At 34.3% G+C, this 21240-nt stretch carries 14 protein-coding genes and 2 pseudogenes; 3 read left to right on the top strand and 13 right to left on the bottom strand.

The window, feature by feature from the left end; translation table 11 throughout:
* Positions 1 to 42: 42 nt before the first annotated feature.
* The 7 genes from ACFFIS_RS06290 to ACFFIS_RS06260 form a co-directional block, all read right to left on the bottom strand.
* Positions 43 to 1344 (bottom strand): NAD(P)-binding domain-containing protein, encoded by a 1302-nt coding sequence (locus tag ACFFIS_RS06290; protein WP_390186650.1) that lies wholly within the window; start codon positions 1342 to 1344, stop codon positions 43 to 45.
* A gap of 65 nt (positions 1345 to 1409) precedes the next feature.
* Positions 1410 to 2756 (bottom strand): arsenite/antimonite efflux transporter, encoded by a 1347-nt coding sequence (gene arsB / locus ACFFIS_RS06285; RefSeq protein ID WP_390186649.1) that lies wholly within the window; start codon positions 2754 to 2756, stop codon positions 1410 to 1412.
* Entirely contained in the window at positions 2744 to 3052 is a 309-nt protein-coding gene (locus ACFFIS_RS06280) for an ArsR/SmtB family transcription factor (RefSeq protein ID WP_320380587.1), read from the bottom strand. The genes arsB and ACFFIS_RS06280 overlap by 13 nt, the downstream gene beginning before the upstream one ends.
* Before the next feature lie 202 nt (positions 3053 to 3254).
* Positions 3255 to 3482 carry a tyrosine-type recombinase/integrase gene (locus ACFFIS_RS06275; RefSeq protein ID WP_390186647.1) on the bottom strand — a complete coding sequence of 76 codons (228 nt, stop codon included), beginning with the start codon at positions 3480 to 3482 and terminating at the stop codon, positions 3255 to 3257.
* Positions 3483 to 3767: 285 nt separating this feature from the next.
* Positions 3768 to 3950, bottom strand: a complete 183-nt coding sequence (locus tag ACFFIS_RS06270; RefSeq protein WP_320380586.1) for a hypothetical protein — start codon at positions 3948 to 3950, stop codon at positions 3768 to 3770.
* Positions 3951 to 3966: 16 nt separating this feature from the next.
* Complete coding sequence (locus ACFFIS_RS06265; protein ID WP_390186646.1) at positions 3967 to 4833, bottom strand: permease; 867 nt, start codon at positions 4831 to 4833, stop codon at positions 3967 to 3969.
* A 436-nt stretch (positions 4834 to 5269) separates the two neighbouring features.
* A complete protein-coding gene (locus tag ACFFIS_RS06260; protein ID WP_320380585.1) occupies positions 5270 to 5722 on the bottom strand; it encodes a MarR family winged helix-turn-helix transcriptional regulator in 453 nt (150 codons plus the stop codon).
* A gap of 164 nt (positions 5723 to 5886) precedes the next feature.
* On the opposite strand from ACFFIS_RS06260, the gene ACFFIS_RS06255 reads away from it, so the two are divergent.
* Positions 5887 to 7209, top strand: coding sequence for an MATE family efflux transporter (locus ACFFIS_RS06255; RefSeq protein ID WP_390186645.1), 1323 nt, complete (start codon positions 5887 to 5889; stop codon positions 7207 to 7209).
* A gap of 1 nt (position 7210) precedes the next feature.
* A complete protein-coding gene (gene gshAB, locus ACFFIS_RS06250; protein WP_390186644.1) occupies positions 7211 to 9493 on the top strand; it encodes a bifunctional glutamate--cysteine ligase GshA/glutathione synthetase GshB in 2283 nt (760 codons plus the stop codon).
* 94 nt (positions 9494 to 9587) lie between these two features.
* Here gshAB and ACFFIS_RS18170 read toward each other — a convergent pair.
* The 3 genes and pseudogenes from ACFFIS_RS18170 to ACFFIS_RS06235 form a co-directional block, all read right to left on the bottom strand.
* Positions 9588 to 9766: pseudogene (locus tag ACFFIS_RS18170) on the bottom strand (arsenate reductase/protein-tyrosine-phosphatase family protein); the annotation flags it as partial.
* Between the two features lie 36 nt (positions 9767 to 9802).
* Positions 9803 to 11968: a type IA DNA topoisomerase gene (locus ACFFIS_RS06240; protein ID WP_390186642.1), complete on the bottom strand. Its 2166-nt coding sequence runs from the start codon at positions 11966 to 11968 to the stop codon at positions 9803 to 9805.
* A 471-nt stretch (positions 11969 to 12439) separates the two neighbouring features.
* Positions 12440 to 13030: a hypothetical protein gene (locus tag ACFFIS_RS06235; protein WP_320380581.1), complete on the bottom strand. Its 591-nt coding sequence runs from the start codon at positions 13028 to 13030 to the stop codon at positions 12440 to 12442.
* A 797-nt stretch (positions 13031 to 13827) separates the two neighbouring features.
* On the opposite strand from ACFFIS_RS06235, the gene ACFFIS_RS06230 reads away from it, so the two are divergent.
* Positions 13828 to 16380 (top strand): DEAD/DEAH box helicase, encoded by a 2553-nt coding sequence (locus tag ACFFIS_RS06230; protein WP_390186641.1) that lies wholly within the window; start codon positions 13828 to 13830, stop codon positions 16378 to 16380.
* 197 nt (positions 16381 to 16577) lie between these two features.
* On the opposite strand, the gene ACFFIS_RS06225 is transcribed toward ACFFIS_RS06230, so the two are convergent.
* From ACFFIS_RS06225 to ACFFIS_RS06215, 3 genes and pseudogenes are all read right to left on the bottom strand, one after another.
* Positions 16578 to 18053 carry a protein kinase gene (locus ACFFIS_RS06225; RefSeq protein ID WP_390186639.1) on the bottom strand — a complete coding sequence of 492 codons (1476 nt, stop codon included), beginning with the start codon at positions 18051 to 18053 and terminating at the stop codon, positions 16578 to 16580.
* 383 nt (positions 18054 to 18436) lie between these two features.
* Complete coding sequence (locus tag ACFFIS_RS06220) at positions 18437 to 19639, bottom strand: SH3 domain-containing protein (protein ID WP_390186638.1); 1203 nt, start codon at positions 19637 to 19639, stop codon at positions 18437 to 18439.
* 246 nt (positions 19640 to 19885) lie between these two features.
* A pseudogene (locus ACFFIS_RS06215) lies at positions 19886 to 20488 on the bottom strand (toprim domain-containing protein); the annotation flags it as partial.
* Positions 20489 to 21240 lie beyond the last annotated feature (752 nt).

Genomic DNA, 21240 nt, shown 5'->3' with positions numbered 1-21240 from the left:
AACTTTCAAAAAGCAAACCATTTTTTTGCTTAACCGTTTTATTTAACAGCAACCACCAGCTCCACTATTGCATACACCCGTTTCCGGTAGTGAAAGTTGGACGAGTTTAGCTGCTTCCAGGTCTCCCGCTAAGTAGGCCACCACCGAACGTACTTGTTCATACCCTGTCGCCATCAAGAATGTTGGCGCGCGACCATATGATTTAGCACCTAAAATGTAGAAATTTGGTTCTGGTTGACGAAGTTCTTTTTCGCCATGCGCATCGACTGAACCACAGCTATGGTGATTCGGATCGATTAATGGGGCAAGTGTAGGAACAGCTTCAGTAATTGCATCAGCTTCAAATCGAAGTTCACGATGAATGCTAAAGTCTGGACGACTACCAGTGTTAACAATTAGACGATCAAATGTACCTAATTCTTTACTCTTTCCTTTCAAAATAATTCCATTCGCATCTTTATATACATACTGAACACGAAAAGGTGTAACAGCCTTAACCGTACCATTTTCAACAAGTGAAGCGATTCGTGTACCCAATTCACCACGCGCAGCAAGTTCATCATTTGTACCGCCGCCATAAGCATCTTCTACTTTCGCCTTGCGAAGTATCCAAGTTATTTCTGTATTTGTATATTGCTCTTTTAATGAAGCAAGTTGCAACAACGAATTAATAGCAGAATGGCCACCGCCAATCACAGCGATTTTCTTATTCGCATAGGTTTCAATGTTTTCTTGTACATTTGGAATCTTGTAATCTATTCTATCACTTAGCTGCCTTTCTTCAGGAAGAAATAGGCCATTACTAGCTGCTGGGTTTGGATGACCCCAAGTCCCTGTCGCGTCAATAACTGCACTCGCTGTAAAGGTATCAGTACCATTAGTTGTTTTCACATAAATTTGGAATGGACGATCTCCGCGTTTGTTCGATTTCATGCGGTCTGTTTCTTCGCGTGTAATCGCGAGCACTTGATGATTGGCATGGATTTTATCGCTGAATAGACCAGCAAGAGGTTCCAAATATTCCTGGATAAGCTCGCGACCTGTTGGAATTTCTTCTTCTCTAGGCATCACCCAATCCGTTTCCTCCAGCATGGATTTTGCCGCCGTATCTATATTATATTTCCATGGTGAGAAAAGTCTAACATGTTCCCAAGTACGAATATTTTCGGCAAGATCCCCTTTTTCTAAAATGAAAAAAGGAACTTCACGTTGTTTCAGATGTGCAGCGGCAGCTAAACCTATTGGACCTGCACCGATAATTGCGACGGGCAGCGTCGTATCACAGCAACCTGTTTCAGGGCTGCAACAATCAGTTTGATTTTGATTTAAAATGTTAAATTCCATTTGAAAGACTCCTTTAATATAAGAATATAGTTATATATACGTTAAAAGCGTTTGAAATCCAATGTCTATCGCGCTTCCTCTTTCGCAAACTTTTCCAAGCGAGATGCGATTTCATTTCGCACACGCTGGAACACTTGCCATTTCTCATCGAGCGTTCCAGTCGTCTTTGCCGGATCATCAAAACCCCAGTGCTCATATTTCACAGTTGGTGGAATCACAGGACATTTATCTGCCGCATCACCACATAGAGTAACAACAAGCGTCGCAAGGGAGCCGATTGGTGTTATTTTGGGACCTAAATCCGAACCGATAATATTGGCGTAGATTAATGCGTCTTGCATGATTCCGGAGGTATGGGTTTCTGCGATTGCTAGCGCATTGACCATAACAGTCGGCATGTTATTCATGATTGAAGACAGGAACGCTGCCAAGAAGCCCATCACAATAGTTGAAACAAAATACCCCTTTTCAGAAGACCATTCAATGAAGCTAGCGAGCGCTTCTGTTAATCCAGCGTTACCAAGCCCATATACCACAACGTACATTCCAATTGAAAAGATAACAATATTCCATGGAGCACCTTTAACTACCGCTTTGGTATCAACCGCCGAACTCATTCTTCCAAAGATAAAGAAGATGATCGCAATCCCGCCTGCGATAAACGATACTGGAATGTTTAGAGGCTCACTGATGAAGTAACCAATGACAAGCGCAACCAAGACTGCCCACGATAAGCGAAACAGCTTTTGATCGCGGATTGCTTGTGCCGGCTCTTTCAACATGTTCACATCATACACACGTGGAATTGATTTTCTGAAATATAACAGCAAAATACCAATCGTTGCGATAATTGAGAAGAGGTTCGGGATAATCATGCGTGATGCATATTCACCAAAGCCAATATTAAAGAAATCAGCTGATACGATATTGACCAAATTGCTTACAACGAAAGGCAGTGATGTCGTATCAGCGATAAATCCACTTGCCATGATAAACGGAAAAATCATCTTTTCACTAAAGTTTAGATTTCGAACCATTGCCAGGACGATAGGCGTCAAAATAAGTGCAGCCCCATCATTCGCAAAAAGTGCGGCTACGACAGCACCCAACAAACTGACAAGTACAAACATTTTCACTCCATGCCCTTTAGCGATTCGAGCCATATGAAGTGCAGCCCATTCGAACAAACCAATTTCGTCTAAAATGAGCGAAATTAAAATGATGGCTACAAATGATAGCGTCGCGTTCCATGTGATTCCGATTACTGTTTGTACATCCTGCAGATTGACGACGCCCAAAAGCAGTGCGACAATAGCTCCTGCCATGGCTGACCAGCCGATATTGAGTCCTCGTGGCTGCCAAATAACAAAAATTAACGTTACTATAAAAATGGATGCTGCTAAATAGAACATGATTCACCTCCGCAATCGCATTTAGTAAGTACATCCAGTTCATCAACTACTTGTTGAGCTACCGGAGATAAATTCTCTACTATGCTGTAATGCTTCCAGGTTCCGACTTTGCGTTCTTTAATAATCCCTGCGTCTTTCAGTTTTTTTAAATGCTGGCTTACAGCTGGTTGTGAGATGTTTAAAACATCCACGAGGTCACAAACACAGACCTCCTTATTTTTTAAACAGGATAACAATATTAAGCGATTGGCATCAGCCAAAGCCTTTAATTGTTTTTCCATTGAGGAAATGTTCAAATGTATACCTCCTATATAAGTTTTCTCTTATATAGGATATACCTAAGTGATAAAAAAGTAAATAAGCAAATGCTTATATTTACTTTAGGGAAAGTCCTGAAACAGAATAACTTTAAACGTCCCTTCAACAGACAGGGGCGTTTTTTCTCAAAACTAATGATTTTATGAAGGTATTATCTTTCCGCCGAATGAGCAAAATTTTTCATATATTCATCATAAGTTTCCTTTCGCGCATGATCGTGAGTCTTGCATACATTTGGCTTTGCTGCAGACTTACATAGCCAAGTAACTGTTGGATGCTTGAAAGGTGCATCCCCTTCCTTGCCAGATGTGCAGCAAACGTATGCTGTAATGTATAGGGGGATATATGAAAACCAAGTTCATCCTGGTATTTTTCAAATATACAACTTTCATAAAGACGTTTGGTCATTTTTGCACTTGATCTTCCGGTTGTGGAACAAGAAAATTTTTAAAAATTCTAGGGTGATATATCATTTATTCTCTACAGATTAATAAGAAATAAATTAATTATGCTTTACTTACAAATAAACGTTTTATATTAAGCCAAACCATTAATACCACCAATAATCCCCATATCACTAATGTATACCTTAAAGGGTGCTGCTCTATAAAAATAAAAGAGACCAAGTAAAATGTTAAATATATTTCACTTGATCTTTTTTATTGAAAAACACCTTTATTTTTGTAAACTTTATTATTCAGTTTTTGAAGAACAGCAACTAGATTCTGCATTTAACTTTAAATCATTATGATTCTCAGTTTCACTAACTTCTTCAATTTTCACATTACAACAAGATTTCTTTTCTTTTTTTACTTCTTCAATCTTTATCTTACAACAATCATCGTTTTTCTTCGCTTTTTTAAAAAAATTCAACATAAATTATTTCACCTCCTTAAAATATATAGAATAAGAATCCTGAAAGAGTAGCCATTGTAATAACCGATACCACAAAAGCAACAACTAATCGCTTACGAAAGATAGAATTTAATAGTGCTACCTCAGGAATACTTGCTCCAACTGAACCAATCATTAATGCCATAACAGGTGGAAATGCCATCCCTTTTGCAATTAATATTTTGGATAGTGGAATCATCGTTTCAATGCGAACATATAATGGAATTCCAATCACAGCTGCAATAGGAACCAGCCACCATTTATCCCCTCCTAAATAGGTCGTAATAAATTCTGTTGGCACAGCTTCGTGAATAACAGAACCAACAGCTGCTCCAAATAGAAGATATGGATATACGGTTTTCATCAAACTTAATGTTTCTTTGGCAGCAGCTTTAAAGCTAAATTTCATTTCATCTTCGTTAAATCCACTCATTTTGACCTTTTTAACAGCTGTCTCAAATCCCATTTTTTCCAATAATAATCCAACAATTGCTGAGAAAATAGCTGTAATAATTGTATATGTCACGGCCACTTTAACTCCCAAAAGCGCGCCCATCATTGTTATAATCGTTGGGTCTAATAAAGGTGATGAGAATAAAAACACCATAACAATACCAAAGCGTACCTTTTTATTTAACAAATTGACTACCACTGGAATGGTTGAACAAGAACAGAAAGGTGTCACAAAAGCAAACACTAAAGCTGCAACCACTCCTAAGAAGGTATTTTTACCAGTCAAATATTTATTAATTTTATCGTAAGGCACAATTGCTTGTAGCAAGTTAACTGCAAATGAAATAGCCACGAAAAGAGCTGTTAGTTCTAATGCAATAATAAAAAATTCGCTTATTATTTCTTTAATCATTCTCTTACTCCTTTTTACTTGCAATTTGCAAGTATTTAATTTGATTAATTGTATTTTGCAAGTATTTGCCACCTTGTATTATCCTAGTGGATTAGCGCAACACTTACTTGTTTTTTGCATACTGTTATTGAGTAACTGTATAGAATGAACAACCATTTATTTCTCATCTTGGCTCATATTTGAGAAAACATCATCTAAATACTGACTGATTTGTTGATTAATGTTTTCTGCCACTTGTTGCATAGAAATTTGATGTTGATATTCGACTTCACATAATATATGACTCTGCTCAAGAGAAATTGTAAATACCTCTTATATTTGTGTGCTTTGTATTTCTTATAAGTTACAATTAATAATTAAAATATAAACCAAACACTTGCAATTTGCAAGTATTTTATTGATTAATTGTAATTTGCATATTTTATGCAACTTTGTATTACCCTAATGGGGTAGTACAACATTTGCTTGTTTTTTGCATGTTCTTATTCAGTAATTGAACAGAATGAATAACCATCTCTTTCTCTTTTTGGCTCATGTTTGAGAAAACGTCATCTAAATATTGATTCATTTGTTGATCAATGTTTTCTGCTACTCCTTTGCCTTCCTTAGTGAGTGATAAAATAGAAATTCTTCGATCCTTTGGGTCAGGTGCTTTAGTAACGAGATTTATTTTAATTAGAGATTGTACCTGTCTGCTAAACGTTGTAATATCCGTCCCTAAAGTTTCCGCCACTTGTTGCATGGAAGGATAATGTTGATGTTCAATTTCATATAGAATATGACTTTGTACCAAAGAAATATCGTGCCCTCCAGCTTGACAGCAATCTTTATTTAAAAAGCCAAAACGTCGACTAAAGACTTGGAATAACTCTCTTAAATTTTGTTCCATTGTAATCACCTCTTATATTTGTATGTTGTGTATACCTTGTAAGTTACAATTAAATTGATAGTTAAAATATAGACTAAACGCTTGCAAATTGCAAGTAAATATTTATAATATAAATATCCTCTTATATAAGAGAAAATTATATTTTATTAATTAGGGAAATGAACATGAAAAAAATTGATTTAACTTCTGGAAAAGAACTTTCAGTTATCACCCTTCTGTCTATACCATTAATAGGAAGTTCCTTACTTCAGTTCCTATATAACTTTATAGATATGCTCTTTGTCGGAGGTCTAGGTCCTGATGCTATCGCATCTGTTGGATCTGCTAGCTTTTTTATTAACTTAGGATATTCCATTCAGGCAATGATCGTTGTTGGTGGAGGAATCAAAATTGCTCATGCAATGGGTAGTAAAAATGATAAAGAAAGTAGCTCCTACATTGGTATTTCCTTATTTCTGAACTTTATCATAGGAATTATAACCATTTTTGGGCTATTGTTCTTAGGGAATTACTTATTAGCCTTTTTAGATTTAAAAAACGAAGCCGTTCAAACCAATGCCTATCAATACTTAGCCGTTTCTGGTTTTATGCTGTTTTTTTCTTATTTTAATACATTTTTTATACGAATGTTTAGCAGTTTCGGAAATAATAAGCATAGCTTCTATATCAGTGCATTTGGTCTTGTACTCAATATCATTCTTGATCCTATTTTCATCTATACATTTAAATGGGGTGTAATTGGGGCTGCCATTGCTACGTTAATCGCACAGATACTCATGCTTATCTTATTTGTATATCTAGCCAGAAATATATTATTTCAGAAAAACATTATCCAGACAAGTTACCGTAAGGCTTCAGAAATTATTAGACTCGGTATCCCGATGTCAACACAACGTGTCCTTTTTACTGTCATTAATATTATTTTAGCTAAATTTATCGCTTCTTATGGGACAGATGCAGTTGCTGCACAAAAAATTGGTCTACAAATTGAATCTGTTACTTTTATTGTAATGGGGAGCTTAAATGGTGCTGTAAGTAGCTTTGTCGGACAAAATTTTGGAGCGAAAAAGTTTAAAAGAATTCTTAAAGGTTACCGGGTAAGCCTGATTTTGGGAAGTTTATACGCTCTTTTCACTAGCATAGTCTTTATCTTCTGCTCTGAAGAATTAGCTCGACTTTTTACTCAAGATAGCGAGACGATTGCCATCACATCTTCCTATTTAGAAATTATAGGGTTATCTCAAATATTTATGGCTATGGAGATGATTGGTACGGGTGTGTATACGGGTATCGGCTTACCTAAAATACCATCAATTATTTCCATTATCTTTACACTTATACGGATACCTTTAGCTATATTTCTTATGCCGATATTTGGATTAAATGGAATTTGGTTAAGTATCGCCATCTCTTCTTTAGTGAAAGGTCTGTTATCAGTCACCATTTTCAATGTTATTTATAGGAGGAAGTACCAAAATGCGCTTTAACATGTTTTCTCATTTTTCAAATAAACAAATTCTAGATGCTAACTTTGGCATTGAACGGGAAGGTTTACGTGTCACTAGTAATGGACAGCTTTCTTTAGCCCCACATCCTGAAGTTTTCGGTGATAAAAAAGAAAACCCTTATATCACTACCGATTTTTCGGAAAGTCAATTAGAGTTAGTTACACCCGTATTTCATACGACAAATGATGCCATTGATTTTTTAGATTCTTTATATAACATAGCTGCATTGGAACTAGAGAATGAGTTTATTTGGCCACAATCAATGCCTTCTGTAACGCCTGAAGAACAAGATATTCCTATAGCTACATTTTCTAAACAAGGAAAGGATGAAAGTTATCGAGCATATTTAGAACAAAAATATGGTGGAAAGAAACAACTCATTTCAGGCATTCATATCAATTTCTCTTTAGGAGATAAATTGATACAGACCTTATATAGTAAAACGAATAAGCAACAATCATTAAAAGATTTTAAACAAGAACTATATTTAAAAATGACACGTAACTATTTACGTCATCATTGGTTACTAGTCTATTTTCTTGGTGCCACTAATACCATTCATAAAACCTATGAGCAACAGTGTGTAGAAACACTTCAAGAAATTTCAGAGGAGACATACTCTAATGGAAAAGCCACTTCCTATAGGAATAGTATCTGTGGTTATCAAAATAAAGAATTCCTTACGCTCGATTACTCTTCCATTGATCAATATGTGAAATCCGTGACATCTTATATTGGTAAAGGTGTGATTGAAGATATAAGGGAATTGTATTCACAAATACGCTTAAAAAGTAAAGGAATCTATTCAGCTGAAAATTTAGTGGAAAATGGCATTGAATATTTAGAGATTCGTACCATTGATATTAATCCATTTATAAAGAGTGGCTTATCTGTTGAGGATATGAACTTTATTCACCTATTCTTGTTATATTGTCTAGAGAAAGAAGAAACATTGTATGATAATTGGCAGATAGAGAGTGAAAGTAATAGCAAAAAAGTAGCGATTGAAGGACAAAATCTTCAATTAGAGCTTCTTAAAGATGGATCACCTATTTCATTACAAAATTGGGGAATGGAAATTTTACATGACCTTATAGAAATGAATCAACAGTATGGACTTCCTTTTTATCATCTTCTCAAAGAAAAAAAAGAAGTAATAACTAATTATCAAAAGACGTATTCTTATCGTCTTTCTGAACTGTGCAAAGAAAAAGGGTATGTAAAAGCTCATTTGGAACTAGCAGAACAACATCGAAAAGATGCTTTCTCAGAGCGTTTCAAATTAAAACCTTATACAGATATGGAACTTTCCACTCAAATCCTTCTGAAAGAAAGCATTAAAAGAGGTATCTCTTTTAACATCCTGGATAGAAGTGATAATTTTATTGAATTAATCAAAGGGACAAATATACAATTCATCAAACAAGCAACCAAAACGAGTAAAGATCAGTATGTTTCAGTATTGATCATGGAAAATAAAAGTGTGACTAAGCATATTCTTAAGCGAAATGACATCATCGTTCCTGAAGGCGAAGAGTTTTTTGATATAGATTCTGCCAAGGAATCACTTGGTAATTGGATTGGTGTCCCACTCGTGATAAAACCAAAATCAACAAATTTTGGTTTAGGTATCTCCATCTTCCCAAATGGAGCCCATGAAGAAGATTTAATAAAAGCGTTAAAAATCGCTTTTCGTGAAGATTCAACAATTCTTATTGAGCCTTTTATTAAAGGAAAAGAATATCGCTTTATGGTCATTGGAGATGAAACAGTTGCTGTCTTGCATAGAGTACCTGCGAATGTTACTGGTGATGGAATATCTACGATTCAACAACTAATCGGCAAAAAAAATGTAGATCCGTTAAGAGGTAAAGGGTATAAAACACCATTAGAGAAGATTGAAATTGATGAAAACATGAAGCTCTTCTTGCAACAAGAAGACTTTACAATTGATACCGTACTTCCTGAAGGTAAATTACAATATTTACGTGAGAACTCTAATATCTCAACTGGTGGAGATAGTATCGATGTAACAGATCAAGTGCCAGAAATATTTAAACAAATTGCTGTAGAATCATCACAAGCAGTAGGTGCAAAAATATGTGGAGTGGATATGATGATTGAGGATTTAGAAGATGAATGTTCACCCTACGCAATCATTGAATTAAATTTTAATCCAGCCATCCATATTCACTCTTATCCTTACATAGGTAAGGAACGAAATATAGCTTATAGTATTTTAAAACTCTTGGATTTTGAATAACTAAATGAATAATTTGGAATTCTTATATCAATAAAATGAACGAAAAAAAACTCCATTAATAATGCAGTTTTTTTTCGTTCATGTTGAGATTATAAGCATCTGGATTCAAACCATATGCTTCAAGTCCAGCACTTTTAACACCCCATTCAAAACTCAGATGCTTTTTCTTCGCCCAACTTTCAGCCATTTGGCTACACATGAGTTACCTGTACATAAAAAATTAGGGATTAGAAAAAGAGAGTTGTAAACTGTTTTAAGATCATTAAACAACATCTCGAACTAATGATTTATTAGATAACTTTATGATTTTTATCTTTTTGGGAACTCCATCTTCCAACTAAAATATTCGTTATCAGGATTTTTCTCATAACGCAAATTAGCATCAAACTTTTTCCCCTTTTTGCTCGTTAATCCTTTAACCAAAACAACGTCATTTTTCAAAAGACCTTTTACCATTGTTTTTGTTGGTTTCTTTTTCATTGACGCTAAATATTTATCATTTTTCCAAATAACAAATTTACAGCCGTTTTTCCAGTTACTACATCCGAAGCCTTTTTGGCCCTCAATTATTCCATGGCCACAAAGAGGACATTTTCCAAGAACCTCATTTGTTTTCCTTTTATTTGATACCTCATTAATAGTGATGTCTTTTTCATTTTTAATTGTTTTAACAGCATCTTTAGTAAAATCGAAAATTAAGTTTAAAAAACTTTCTTTATTAAATTTTTGCTTTTCAATATCAGACAATGTTTTTTCTAACCTTCCAGTGAATTCTAAATCAAATAATTCTTTCACTGGAAATGTCTCAACTAACTTTCTTCCGAGTTCTGTACAGATTAAATTTTTATTTTGAGTGGCAATATAGCCGACATCCTTTAGCTTTTTTATTGTTTCTGCCCTTGTAGCTGGTGTACCTATACTATAGCCACTTAAAATAGCAGCCATCATTTCTTCACTACTTTCAATCTCTTTGTCCTTAACCTTACCGCATGTTTCCATTACTCTTAATAGTGTTTTTTCTGTATGATGCTTTGGTGGCTTTGTTACATGAGAAGTTAGTTTGTGATTTTCAATACTCACGGTGTCATTTATATTGACTAAAGGTAAAATAGTATCTTTCGATTCGACTTTTTCAACCTTTTTCCATCCCTCAACTAGTTGTACTTTCCCTTTTGATAAAAAAACACCTTTTATTTCATCATTATTAGATTTGGTGATAATTTTAGTTTCCTCATGTTTAGCTATAGGCATAAACTGCATAATAAAACGATTTTTAATAGAAGTATAGACAATTTCTTCATCTCCCGATAATGATTTCGGAAGTAAATAAGTCGGAGTAATCGCACTGTGACTTTCTACTTTAGAATTATCAAAAATACGCTTCTTTTTTGCAAATTTAATTTCATGTTCATAGGGTAGTCCTTCTTTTAGATTATTAAGTACCTTTGCTGCCTTATCTACTAAACTTTCTTCCAACACTACACTAGCGGTGCGTGGATACGTAATATATTTCTTTTCATAAAGAGATTGAGCCACTTTCAGGACTTTATCAGAAGTCCAACCTTTATATTTACTTGTTATAAAACCTTGTAAGTTTGAAAGGTTGAATAAATGTGGGGGGTATTCCATTTTTAGTTCAACTTTCTTGTCTAAGATTGTGGCTGATTGATTACTTAGAGCTTGTTGAATTAATTCCAAAGCTTCCTTATCCTTAAATTTCTCCTTCCTATCTTCCGCGTATGTCCCTTCGTACTCTTTTTCATCTTTTGTTTTAAATATAGCTGTTAATTTAAAAAAATCTTCTGGCACAAAGTTTTCAATTTCCTTATCTCGATCATAAATAATTTTCAACGTTGGAAGTAGCACTCTTCCTATGTTCAGTGCCTTTCCAGAACCCTTTTGATATTTCAACGTCGCCACGGAGGTTAAATTAATACCAATGACCCAATCAGCCCACTGACGGCTAATACCAGCATCAAAAAGAGGTCTCATTTCTGTATTTGGCACTAGTTTTTGGAGTCCTTTTAACACCTCGTCTGGAGTCCATTCGTTCAGTAATAAGCGATATACCTGTTTTTTTGTATGTAGATTATAAATAATCGTATCCCCAATAACTTGTCCTTCCCGATCATAGTCACAAGCCGATATCACTGAGTCTACATCATTGCGTTTGATTAATTGGTATATGATTTTCAATTGCTTTTTAGCACCAAGATCTTCTTTTCCTTTATTACGAGGATCGCTTTTCACCTTATAGCGAAATTTAGAAGGAATAAAAGGGAAGTTTTCCATTTTCCACTTTGCCAATCCTTCGTCATAATCCCTAACGTCATAAAGTTGTAATAAATGCCCAAAAGCCCATGTAACAATATAGTCTTTTCCTTCAAAGTATCCATTTTTTCTATTTTTAATATTTAAGGCATCCGCAATGTTTTTTGCGACGGATGGTTTTTCTGCAATAATTATACTAACCATTTTATCCCTCCATTACCCCTCTTTTTAGAGAGGAAATTGGATTTTACTACATAGAAAATAAATACACCCAAATAAAATTGAGTGAAATTTGTGCAAGTTATATAAATGACTTTTAAATAGTGTCTAGACTTTATGTTTGAAGAGGGTGGAGGATTTTAGAGTAATACCTCAAATTACATCGTACGTTTGTTCTGTGAATATATTATCTCACAGATTGAATAAAGAACCAAATGTTTAAGGATTATATTATAAAATTGAAACTTTTTACGAGGATTACTATTATAAGGGAGATGGGTAATTGCTTGTTGATCTATACTTAAGGAGCAAGAATTTTCATGATGAAAAAGAGGGGATTCTTAATAGCGAGAATTACTGCTCGAGTAAGAAATTGGATTAATCTTCCCCTCTTAAAAGATGTTTTCACTTTTATAACAATGCCCTATCCTTGCTTAATACAATATTGTAACTAAGTTAAGTTTGTGTAGAAGCTAGATTCGCCAACGAATGCATACTCTTTTGGCTTTTTTCTTCTAAAACCTTTAGATTTGTTTCAATTATCTCTGTACCGGCAACTAATAAACTCTCATAATACTCATTTTCAATCAGCTCGTTTATCAACTCCATTTTCCCTAAATTTTTATATACCTTGATTATATCTATATTTTGCAGATTTGATTTTCCGTAAATAACATCTACTGTTTCAATATAATCCTTTGTGGACTGCTTAAAAACACTTTCTAATAGATCCCATTCTATTTTAATATATTTTCTATTTTCGTTATCTTCAACTCCGTTTGTTTTAGGAAAAACCTCTAGGTTATTCTCTAAGACCTTTTTTAAATAATAATAGAATGAGGAAAAATCCTTACACTTTTTTAAAGTTATAATTACGTTAGCACTAAATTCTGTTTCATCAAACGTGTAAAGCGATCTATATAAAATAAAAAATTCTTCAATATCATTAAGAACCTTTTCACTTAATTCTTTTTTATGAACCTTGCTTTTCGAAAAGTATTCCTTTAATTGGAGAGGTAAATCCAAGTTGTCAATAAATAAATCCATAGCTGTTCTTCCTCCATGATTTAGTACATATATTCAGTAGTTTAGCACAATCAAAAGGTGTTGTGGATTATAGTTCTTAGACTTTTCTTCTATTTTCTTCGATTATGTACTAAGAGAGTTGTGAGGAAATATCTATGGAAGTGAGAGAGGCCTTTGGCTTAGTTTTAAAACAAGTTAGGACTGAATATTTCTTGTCTTAAGAATAACTAGCGAGTTTTAGCGATTTAGATAGAACTTATATAGGCCTTATGGAAAGAGGAAAAAGAACCCCACCTCTTAAAACCATTTTCGCAATTGCCTTCGTATTAGAATCAATTGCTAGATGAATTTGTTACCAAGACAGAGAAGATATTGAACCAATGGTGCAATTAATTATTTCTTTAAAAAATTAGAGATTTTCTCTTATGCATACCCTATATAAAATAAAAAATCTCTTATCTCTCTTTTAAAGTCAATTTGATACCTCAATGAAGCAATGTTTAACTCTTTTTTAATTAGCCATTCAATTTCTTCGAGGTCTTCCCATTAAGTTTTAATGCTTTTTCAAAGCTTTTTTCACTAACCTCTTACGTTAGTTTTTATTCTATGTGGCAGTATCCTTGAACACCATAGGTACAATATTAACTCAGTTTATTGTATTTATTCTTCAACAATATCTATTCAAACCTAGCTTAGTAGTATAATATACCCAATTATATGATAAAATCGATAATGAATTTAGAATTATCAGGAATATAATTCGCTATTTAGAGCAGGTATATTGTGAATAGATTAATTAGAAAAAAAGGGGTGTTTTAATGAATTTCTTGAGCAAAGCAATGGAGGAATTTGGTGTTGAAAAAAAGAAGAAGGTGATAGATCCAGTTAAAATCTTTTATGAGGAATTAATTCAAAAGCCTACCTATAATTTTCTGAGAGACAATCAAACCGAATTTTTACGCAAGTGGGATAGGAAAAGAGAAGATAAAGATATTGTTGGTATTATGGAAACGGGATCTGGTAAAACCCTTTTGGGCCTTCTTATGTTATATTCAAAGCTTTTAGAGGGGGTAGGACCTGTTGTTTATTTCTGTCCAGATAATCAATTAGTGGAACAGGTATGTGCTCAGGCAGCCTTATATGGAATACCAACTTGTATCGTGGAGAAAGTAGAAGGTAGTAGAAGAGAGTTTCCTCTTGAATTTATAAACCAAGAGAAAATTTTAGTTGCAACATTTGAGCAACTATTCAACGGACAATCAATATTTGGGATTAGAAATAGTATGAGAAGAGAAATACAAGATATAGGTGCTCTAGTTATAGACGATGCCCATGACTGTGTGATAAAAGCTCGGAAAAAGGCTACTGTAGAAATAACTAGAAGTGGGAACGAGACACTTTATAATGAAATTTTGGCTCTCTTTGAGGAGGAACTAAGGTACCAAGGGGAAGGTGCTTTTAATAATATCCAAAAACGCGAGTATTCTGTAATCCTACAAGTGCCCTCCTGGGCATGGGAAAATAAATTGACAATGGTTAAGAAGTTACTGGCTGATAATAATAACGACGGAAACCCTAATATCTTTTTCAATCTGCCATTGATAAATGATTGCTTATCATTGTGTGATTGTTATGTTAGTGGCGGAAAAATAGAAATAACACCTATTTCAATACCGGTTGAGAGTGTACCATCATATAAAAATGCTAAACACCGTTATATTTTATCGGCGACGTTAGGGAATAGCTACGAGCTAATTAGTGATCTGGATATATCAGAAGAAACTTTAAAGAACCCTATAACAGTAGATAATACCCAATTAGGTGAAAGGCTTATTTTGACGCCTAAGAGGTATAAGACGGAATTTAATGATGATATTATGCGGAAACAATGCCTAATATGGGCTGAGAGGAAAAACATTAATGTAGTGGTAATCGTCCCTAATGATTCAATAGCGCAGAAATGGAGTAAGATTGGAGCTAAACTAGTAACAAGTAATAATATACAGGAAAGCTTACAACAGCTTAGGGATAGTGAGGGTAATGTTTTAGTTTTTATGAATCGATATGATGGTATTGATTTAATAAACGACATGTGTAGAATTTTAGTTCTGGATGGCATGCCTACAAAAGAAAGTCTAAAGGACAAAATTGAGATGCAGTATAGAGAGGATTCTACTTATCTTAACCTCAAAAGAGCGCAGATCATAGAACAAGGCATGGGTAGGGGTGTCAGATCCGGTACCGATCACTGTATCACATTTTTACTTGGAAATGATTTGCTTTCTTTTATAGGGAAAAATCAAAATAAAAAGTTATTTAGCCCAAGTGTACAAGCACAAATTGATTTTGGTATGAGTTTAATTAGAGAAAATAATATGAGTGTAAAAGAGGTAGCGGTAGCAATAAACTCTGCAATGGATACATGTTTAGCTGCAGATGAAAAATGGAGGAAATTCCATAAGGAGTTAGTGAGTAATGCGTCAGAGAAGTATAAAAAAGTACAATTAGATGATTATATTGGAGTAGCGAGTCTCTTGAGAAAAGCTACAAGATATTCTTCAAGAAGAGATGAACAGAACGTTAATGTTTGCATGAATGAGATAGTAAAAAAGGTAACAGATACTGCAGATGAAGGTTGGTTTTACCAGTTATATTCTAATCTTATAAGCACAATAAATAAAGTAAGAGCGCAAGAGTTGCAACTTAAGGCTTACGACCTTAATAGCGCTTTATTGAAACCGCTGACATTTGTGAAATCGAAAAAAGTGAAAAAGTGTAGTAGTCAGGTTGAGAATTTTAAAGAACGCTTAAAAGAATACTCTACTGCAAACGATATAGTCATAGCTTTAGATGAGATAACATCGCAATTATTATATTCTCCAAGTCATGACTATCAAATTTTTGAAAAGGCTGTAAAAGATCTCGGGTACTTTTTAGGGTTTATTTCAGAGCAGCCGGACAAAAAATCAGATGGGCCAGATAATTTTTGGAGAACAGAAAACTTCGATTTTGTTATTGAATGTAAAAATCAATCGACTGGAGAGGTTAGCAGATCTGAGACTTCTCAAATTGCCTCATCTAAGAGATGGTATACTGATTTATATGCTGAAGAAAACAGGCTATGTTTGGTAATGTTCCACCCGGAAAGTATTCTCAGAAGAGATGCATATGGGGATTCAGAGTTTAACGTGGTAAATAAAGAGAAACTAACTCACTTAAGAGAAAAAGTAAGAGCATTGGGCGAAAAACTAAGTGTCAAAGGTTCAAATGAATGGACTGTAGGAGAGTTACAGGACAGATTATCAAATTGTCGTTTGGATCAGAAATTGTTTCTCCAAGAGTTTACATCAAAAATTCGCAGACAGAGATGACTTCAAAAGATTTAACTAGAACAGAAACTTTAAGTTGCTTGCTAATGAAAAGTCTATCAAGCTAGATAACTGCTGAGTGTAACTAGATAACAATAGGCTTTTAGGAATTTTGTAGTGTTTCTTTTTGGAAAAATATCAGGTGTAAACTATTGAGAGTAATATACACCTGATATTTTAAAAGAATTACCCACCACTTTTTAAATACTACGTCTGTTGACAATTTCTAAATAACCTGCAGCTTGATATCTATATTGTGCACAACCTTCTAAAATTTCATAAGCAACATTATAAACATTACTTTCTTTACTATTCAAACAAACAAAATAAGCAATGTCAGAAAAAATATCGTAATTATGAAATCTCCCATAACCAGTGGCTACTGCATAATTTTTTCTAATGGCATCAAGGATTTCAATCTGCTCTATATACCTGAGTTTTAGAATAAGCTTACCGAATGAATTTAATTTATTATCTACTAGATAATCACACAGCCTACCGGACTTAATTAACTCTGTAATAAATTCATTTGTTTGAATGTCTAATATTGAATTATGTATTTTCTCTAGTGTAGCTCTTTTATCGAATTTGTTTTTTCTTTCATTGAGTTTCATCTTGATATCAATTAATATCTCGTCAACAGAATTATATCGTTTAAGTTTATCTCTACTACAGCACTTCTCTACCACAAATGATAGTAAGTGTTCAGCATCTGTAGATCCAGTAGTAAATACATAATCTATAAATTTACCGAGAGAATATATATCGCTTTTTCTATCAAGTTTTGTAAAATCTCCTATTGCTAAAGGATCTAAAAACAGATGATTATTTTTTTCGGAAGCACTTGACTTTAAACTCCTCTCTATTGATTCATCTTTACTGAGTCCAAAATCGCATATTACAAAATCATTATTTATCTTTAATATATTACCTAAATGTAAATCTCTATGAATTATATGGTTTTTATGAGCGTAGCTCATTCCATTTAGTACATCATATATAATCTTCAATTTTTGTTCAAAGGGGATTTCTACCTCTTTTTTTAGGTAATCATATAAATTTTCATCGGCTCTTTCCATTAGGTAAGAAAAGTTTTCGTGGTCATAGCTAAATACCTTTAAAATTTGTGCAGAGTCCCGTAATTTATACATGTTCTCAAATTCATACTTCATTCTTTTTTGGAACTCAAGATTATCTTTATATAGAGGTTTTAATTCCTTTTTTACAATGCCATTTTCAACTTTTATAATTACACAATAAGAACCTTGATCAAAAATGTCGTTATTAGATAGCTGTAATAAGCCATTCTCAGGATTTTTAAACTCTATATCATTTCTTTTAAGAAATCTAGTTGATTTATCAAAGACAGTTTTAGATATTTCTTTATCATATGTAGAAAACTTGAAGATATTTAAAATAGCTTCAACTAATTTTAATCTTTTAGCTTCACTTAGCTCTTTGAACTGTTCAGATAGCTGTTCTGTATCGATATACTTAAAGATTAAAAAGCTATCAAAGTAATCTTCGAGATTCAAATAGTCGATTGATAGGACTGAATCTTCAAAGTAATAATCAAGAACTAAACCATTATAATACCAATTGGTTTCATCTACCTTTGTATCCCATAAAATGCTATCGAAATAGTTAATTAATTTTATGAACTCTTCTAGCTTCATAGCACATTCCTCCATACCGAACAAAGTCGACAACCAGGGTAATCATATTCAAGTCATTTTCTATCACTAAAACTATATATAATCTTCAATTGCTTTCCAGCACCAGAATCTCCGCACCCACTATTAAGGGTTTTCCTCAACCATAATAGAGAGACTATTTAGGCGCCATTATGCCATTATTTCTTCGTAATCCTTTGTGACATTATACAGTAATAGCAAATTTCCAAAAGCTTATATGATAATTTAGCCATTTCCTTCGGATAGGCATTTTTTGCTTTAAATTTTCAGAGTGTCTGTTATGTAGTTGCAACGGAAGGCCTCTCTTTGATGATTAATTTGGGCTTATTCGTTCCGCCATAATACAAACAGTAGTCTGTTTCTTATTATTTGATTTGTTCGAGGTATCTTGTAAAAACCCACCCCTCTACAATTTGTTGATTCTCATAGTCAGAATAAATCACGTAAGTCCAGTTCTTTCTCTTTTCAACAATTTGTACTACATATCCCGCGTTTAACGTACCACTTATTCTTGAGTCTTTTGACTTGCCTTCTCGCACAACAAGATTATTCTTAGAAACTACTCTGAAATTGTTAGTTATTTGATTAGAAACGTCCTTTTTAAGCTCATCTTTTATCCATTTAACTGAAGTTTTTTCTGATTGAAAAATACCCTCTTCTTCATGATATGTGTACGATTGAACGACTGGTATTACTGTTTCTTCCACATATTGTGCAACTTGCGTAAGGGAGTTAAGGAAGTCTATAAAATAATAGATAAATATAATAATACTCATAATTGGCTTACTTATTTTCTTAGCATCAATACTTTCACTAATTTCTTTAGATACTACTTCTTCTGCCTTATCACTTTCTAAAATGGTCTGGGATAGCGCTATATCTTCATCAGTTAATTTAAGGTTTTCCCAGTCTAGATCACTTATCTTATCTGACAATGTAGATAGTGATTGAGCTAAAGGAATAAGTTTCTCCACATCTGGGAACTTAATTTGACTTGCAATACTCGCAAGACCAGCAAACTTTTTCATATCGGGGAACTTAATTTGACCTGCAGCACTCGCAAGACCAATAAACTTGTCCATATCAGGGTACTTAATTTGACTTGCAGCACTCGTAAGACCAGCAAACTTCTCTATATTGGGGAACTTAATTTGACCTGCAGCACTCGCAAGGCCAGAAATTTTTTTCATATCGGGGAACTTAATTTGACCTGCAGCACTCGCAAGACCAACAAACCTGTCCATATCAGGGTACTTAATTTGACTTGCAGCACTCGAAAAACCCGCAAACTTGTCCATATTGGGGAACTTAATTTGACCTGCAGCACTCGAAAAACCCGCAAACTTGTCCATATTGGGGAACTTAATTTGACCTGCAGCACTCGCAAGACCAACAAACCTGTCCATATCAGGGTACTTAATTTGACTTGCAGCACTCGAAAAATCCGCAAACTTGTCCATATTGGGGAACTTAATTTGACCTGCAGTACTCGCAAGACCAGCCATCTTCCTGATATCAGATTGCTTTGTTTTCTCTATTGAAATTATGGCATTTGGAAACTCCTTCATATCTAACAATCCCCTTCGGTAATATTTGATATTCTCCCGCTCTCTTTGTTAAGCGATTTATCTGATCTGTTCAATAGATAGATTCTATAAAATTAAGATAAGAGACAAAAGCAGGAAGAACTAGCTTATATAGATGGTTTTTTTACAAGAGTCAATTAAAATGCCCAATAAGTTTCGGGTCAAATTCGTACAACCTAGGTAAAACAACGTCTTTATAATTACACCCCACTATTAAGAGGGATACAATTGCACGCGTCCAATCGGAAATACATGCTGGATGCCTTTCTTCTTCATGAGTAGTGTGTAAAGACGTGAACCGTTCATCCCAACAAGCCAATCACTAATCTGACGAGCCTTCGCTTCCTCGTAAAGTTGTAAATCTTTCCTGTTATCACGTAAGTTTTCAAAACCTTTGCGTACCTCGTCTACTTCTAGCGAATTAATCCACAGCCGCTTGATTGTTTGCCCACGGGCTCCAGTTTGATAATAAATACTATAAAAGATATTTGAGCCTTCGCGATCCACATCACATGCGTTAATGACCGTATCGGTACTGCGAATGAGTCTTTTCACAATAGAGAATTGCTTAAATTTCCCCTTTGCGACTTGAAATTCATAACGATGTGGCAGAATTGGTAGGCTACCGAGAGACCAGCGTTTCCAGGAAGGATTGTAGGCATGAGGTTCTTTTAATTCGACGAGGTGTCCGACACCCCAAGTTAAATAAGCTCCTTTAGGAAATGTAGGGCAGGGGGAAATCTCCATATAGCCTTCATATTTACGTGTAGTGAATGCATCCGCATAAGCGTTCGCTTGACTCGGCTTTTCAGCTAAAATGACGGGTTTCATCATAGCACCTCTATTTCTAAAAAAGTCGTACGTTTGTTCTGTTTATATTATTGCATAGATTAGAGAGGGCAGCAAGGAAAAATGCACGACTTAGTATGGCTGAGACCCATCATCGTAATATTTTGTTCGTAAACGGAATCTATCTAGGATGGCTAACTTGCTATAGTCAGCCTCCGGTTTTGGATTTTGAGGAAATCACTTTATATGATAAGTGTGGTGTGGGGATCAACCAAAGTAAAGAAGGTTTCTTTAACTAAACATTTAGAAGCGGAGTAATTCTCATGTTACTTACAGATGAAACACGAGAACCGTCCCTGCGTTTCGCCACAAAATGAAACACGAGAACCGTCCCCATGTTTCACTTGCTTATTTTAAAATAATTCATTATAATGGGTTAAACATGAAATATGGTGAATTTTTTAAAGACGATGACAAGGAAAAGTAGGATTTAGTTATTTTGTACAGAGAGCTTCGGTAGCTGAAAAGAAGTGAAAATACGAATCTGAACAATGGCCTTAGAGTTTCGTGCTGAACGTATTATTTGATACTAGTAGGTTACGACGAGATTTGGTGCTCGTTACCAACACCACAGTATAAAGCGTGTTATGCACGCGAGTACTTGATGAGGCTGTATGTGTGAATGTACAGTAAAGTGGCTCTTTGTCAAATAGTGTTGGTGGCTGAATTAAGGTCGCTAAAATATTAATGATTCGGGATCTGTTTATCCTGCCACTTAAGCGGCAGGATAAACA

Source organism: Paracerasibacillus soli (genome assembly GCF_042432965.1).
In the GTDB taxonomy this organism is placed as follows: domain Bacteria; phylum Bacillota; class Bacilli; order Bacillales; family Amphibacillaceae; genus Paracerasibacillus; species Paracerasibacillus soli.
This window is presented reverse-complemented; position numbering and strand designations above follow the sequence as displayed.

Excerpts from the sequence above, each read along its gene's own strand:
- ACFFIS_RS06290 (WP_390186650.1), bottom strand. The coding sequence starts at position 1,344 with ATGGAATTTAACATTTTAAATCAAAATCAAACTGATTGTTGCAGCCCT.
- arsB (WP_390186649.1), bottom strand. The coding sequence starts at position 2,756 with ATGTTCTATTTAGCAGCATCCATTTTTATAGTAACGTTAATTTTTGTT.
- ACFFIS_RS06275 (WP_390186647.1), bottom strand. The coding sequence starts at position 3,482 with ATGACCAAACGTCTTTATGAAAGTTGTATATTTGAAAAATACCAGGAT.
- ACFFIS_RS06270 (WP_320380586.1), bottom strand. The coding sequence starts at position 3,950 with ATGTTGAATTTTTTTAAAAAAGCGAAGAAAAACGATGATTGTTGTAAG.
- ACFFIS_RS06265 (WP_390186646.1), bottom strand. The coding sequence starts at position 4,833 with ATGATTAAAGAAATAATAAGCGAATTTTTTATTATTGCATTAGAACTA.
- ACFFIS_RS06260 (WP_320380585.1), bottom strand. The coding sequence starts at position 5,722 with ATGGAACAAAATTTAAGAGAGTTATTCCAAGTCTTTAGTCGACGTTTT.
- ACFFIS_RS06255 (WP_390186645.1), top strand. The coding sequence starts at position 5,887 with ATGAAAAAAATTGATTTAACTTCTGGAAAAGAACTTTCAGTTATCACC.
- gshAB (WP_390186644.1), top strand. The coding sequence starts at position 7,211 with ATGTTTTCTCATTTTTCAAATAAACAAATTCTAGATGCTAACTTTGGC.
- ACFFIS_RS06240 (WP_390186642.1), bottom strand. The coding sequence starts at position 11,968 with ATGGTTAGTATAATTATTGCAGAAAAACCATCCGTCGCAAAAAACATT.
- ACFFIS_RS06235 (WP_320380581.1), bottom strand. The coding sequence starts at position 13,030 with ATGGATTTATTTATTGACAACTTGGATTTACCTCTCCAATTAAAGGAA.
- ACFFIS_RS06230 (WP_390186641.1), top strand. The coding sequence starts at position 13,828 with ATGAATTTCTTGAGCAAAGCAATGGAGGAATTTGGTGTTGAAAAAAAG.
- ACFFIS_RS06225 (WP_390186639.1), bottom strand. The coding sequence starts at position 18,053 with ATGAAGCTAGAAGAGTTCATAAAATTAATTAACTATTTCGATAGCATT.
- ACFFIS_RS06220 (WP_390186638.1), bottom strand. The coding sequence starts at position 19,639 with ATGAAGGAGTTTCCAAATGCCATAATTTCAATAGAGAAAACAAAGCAA.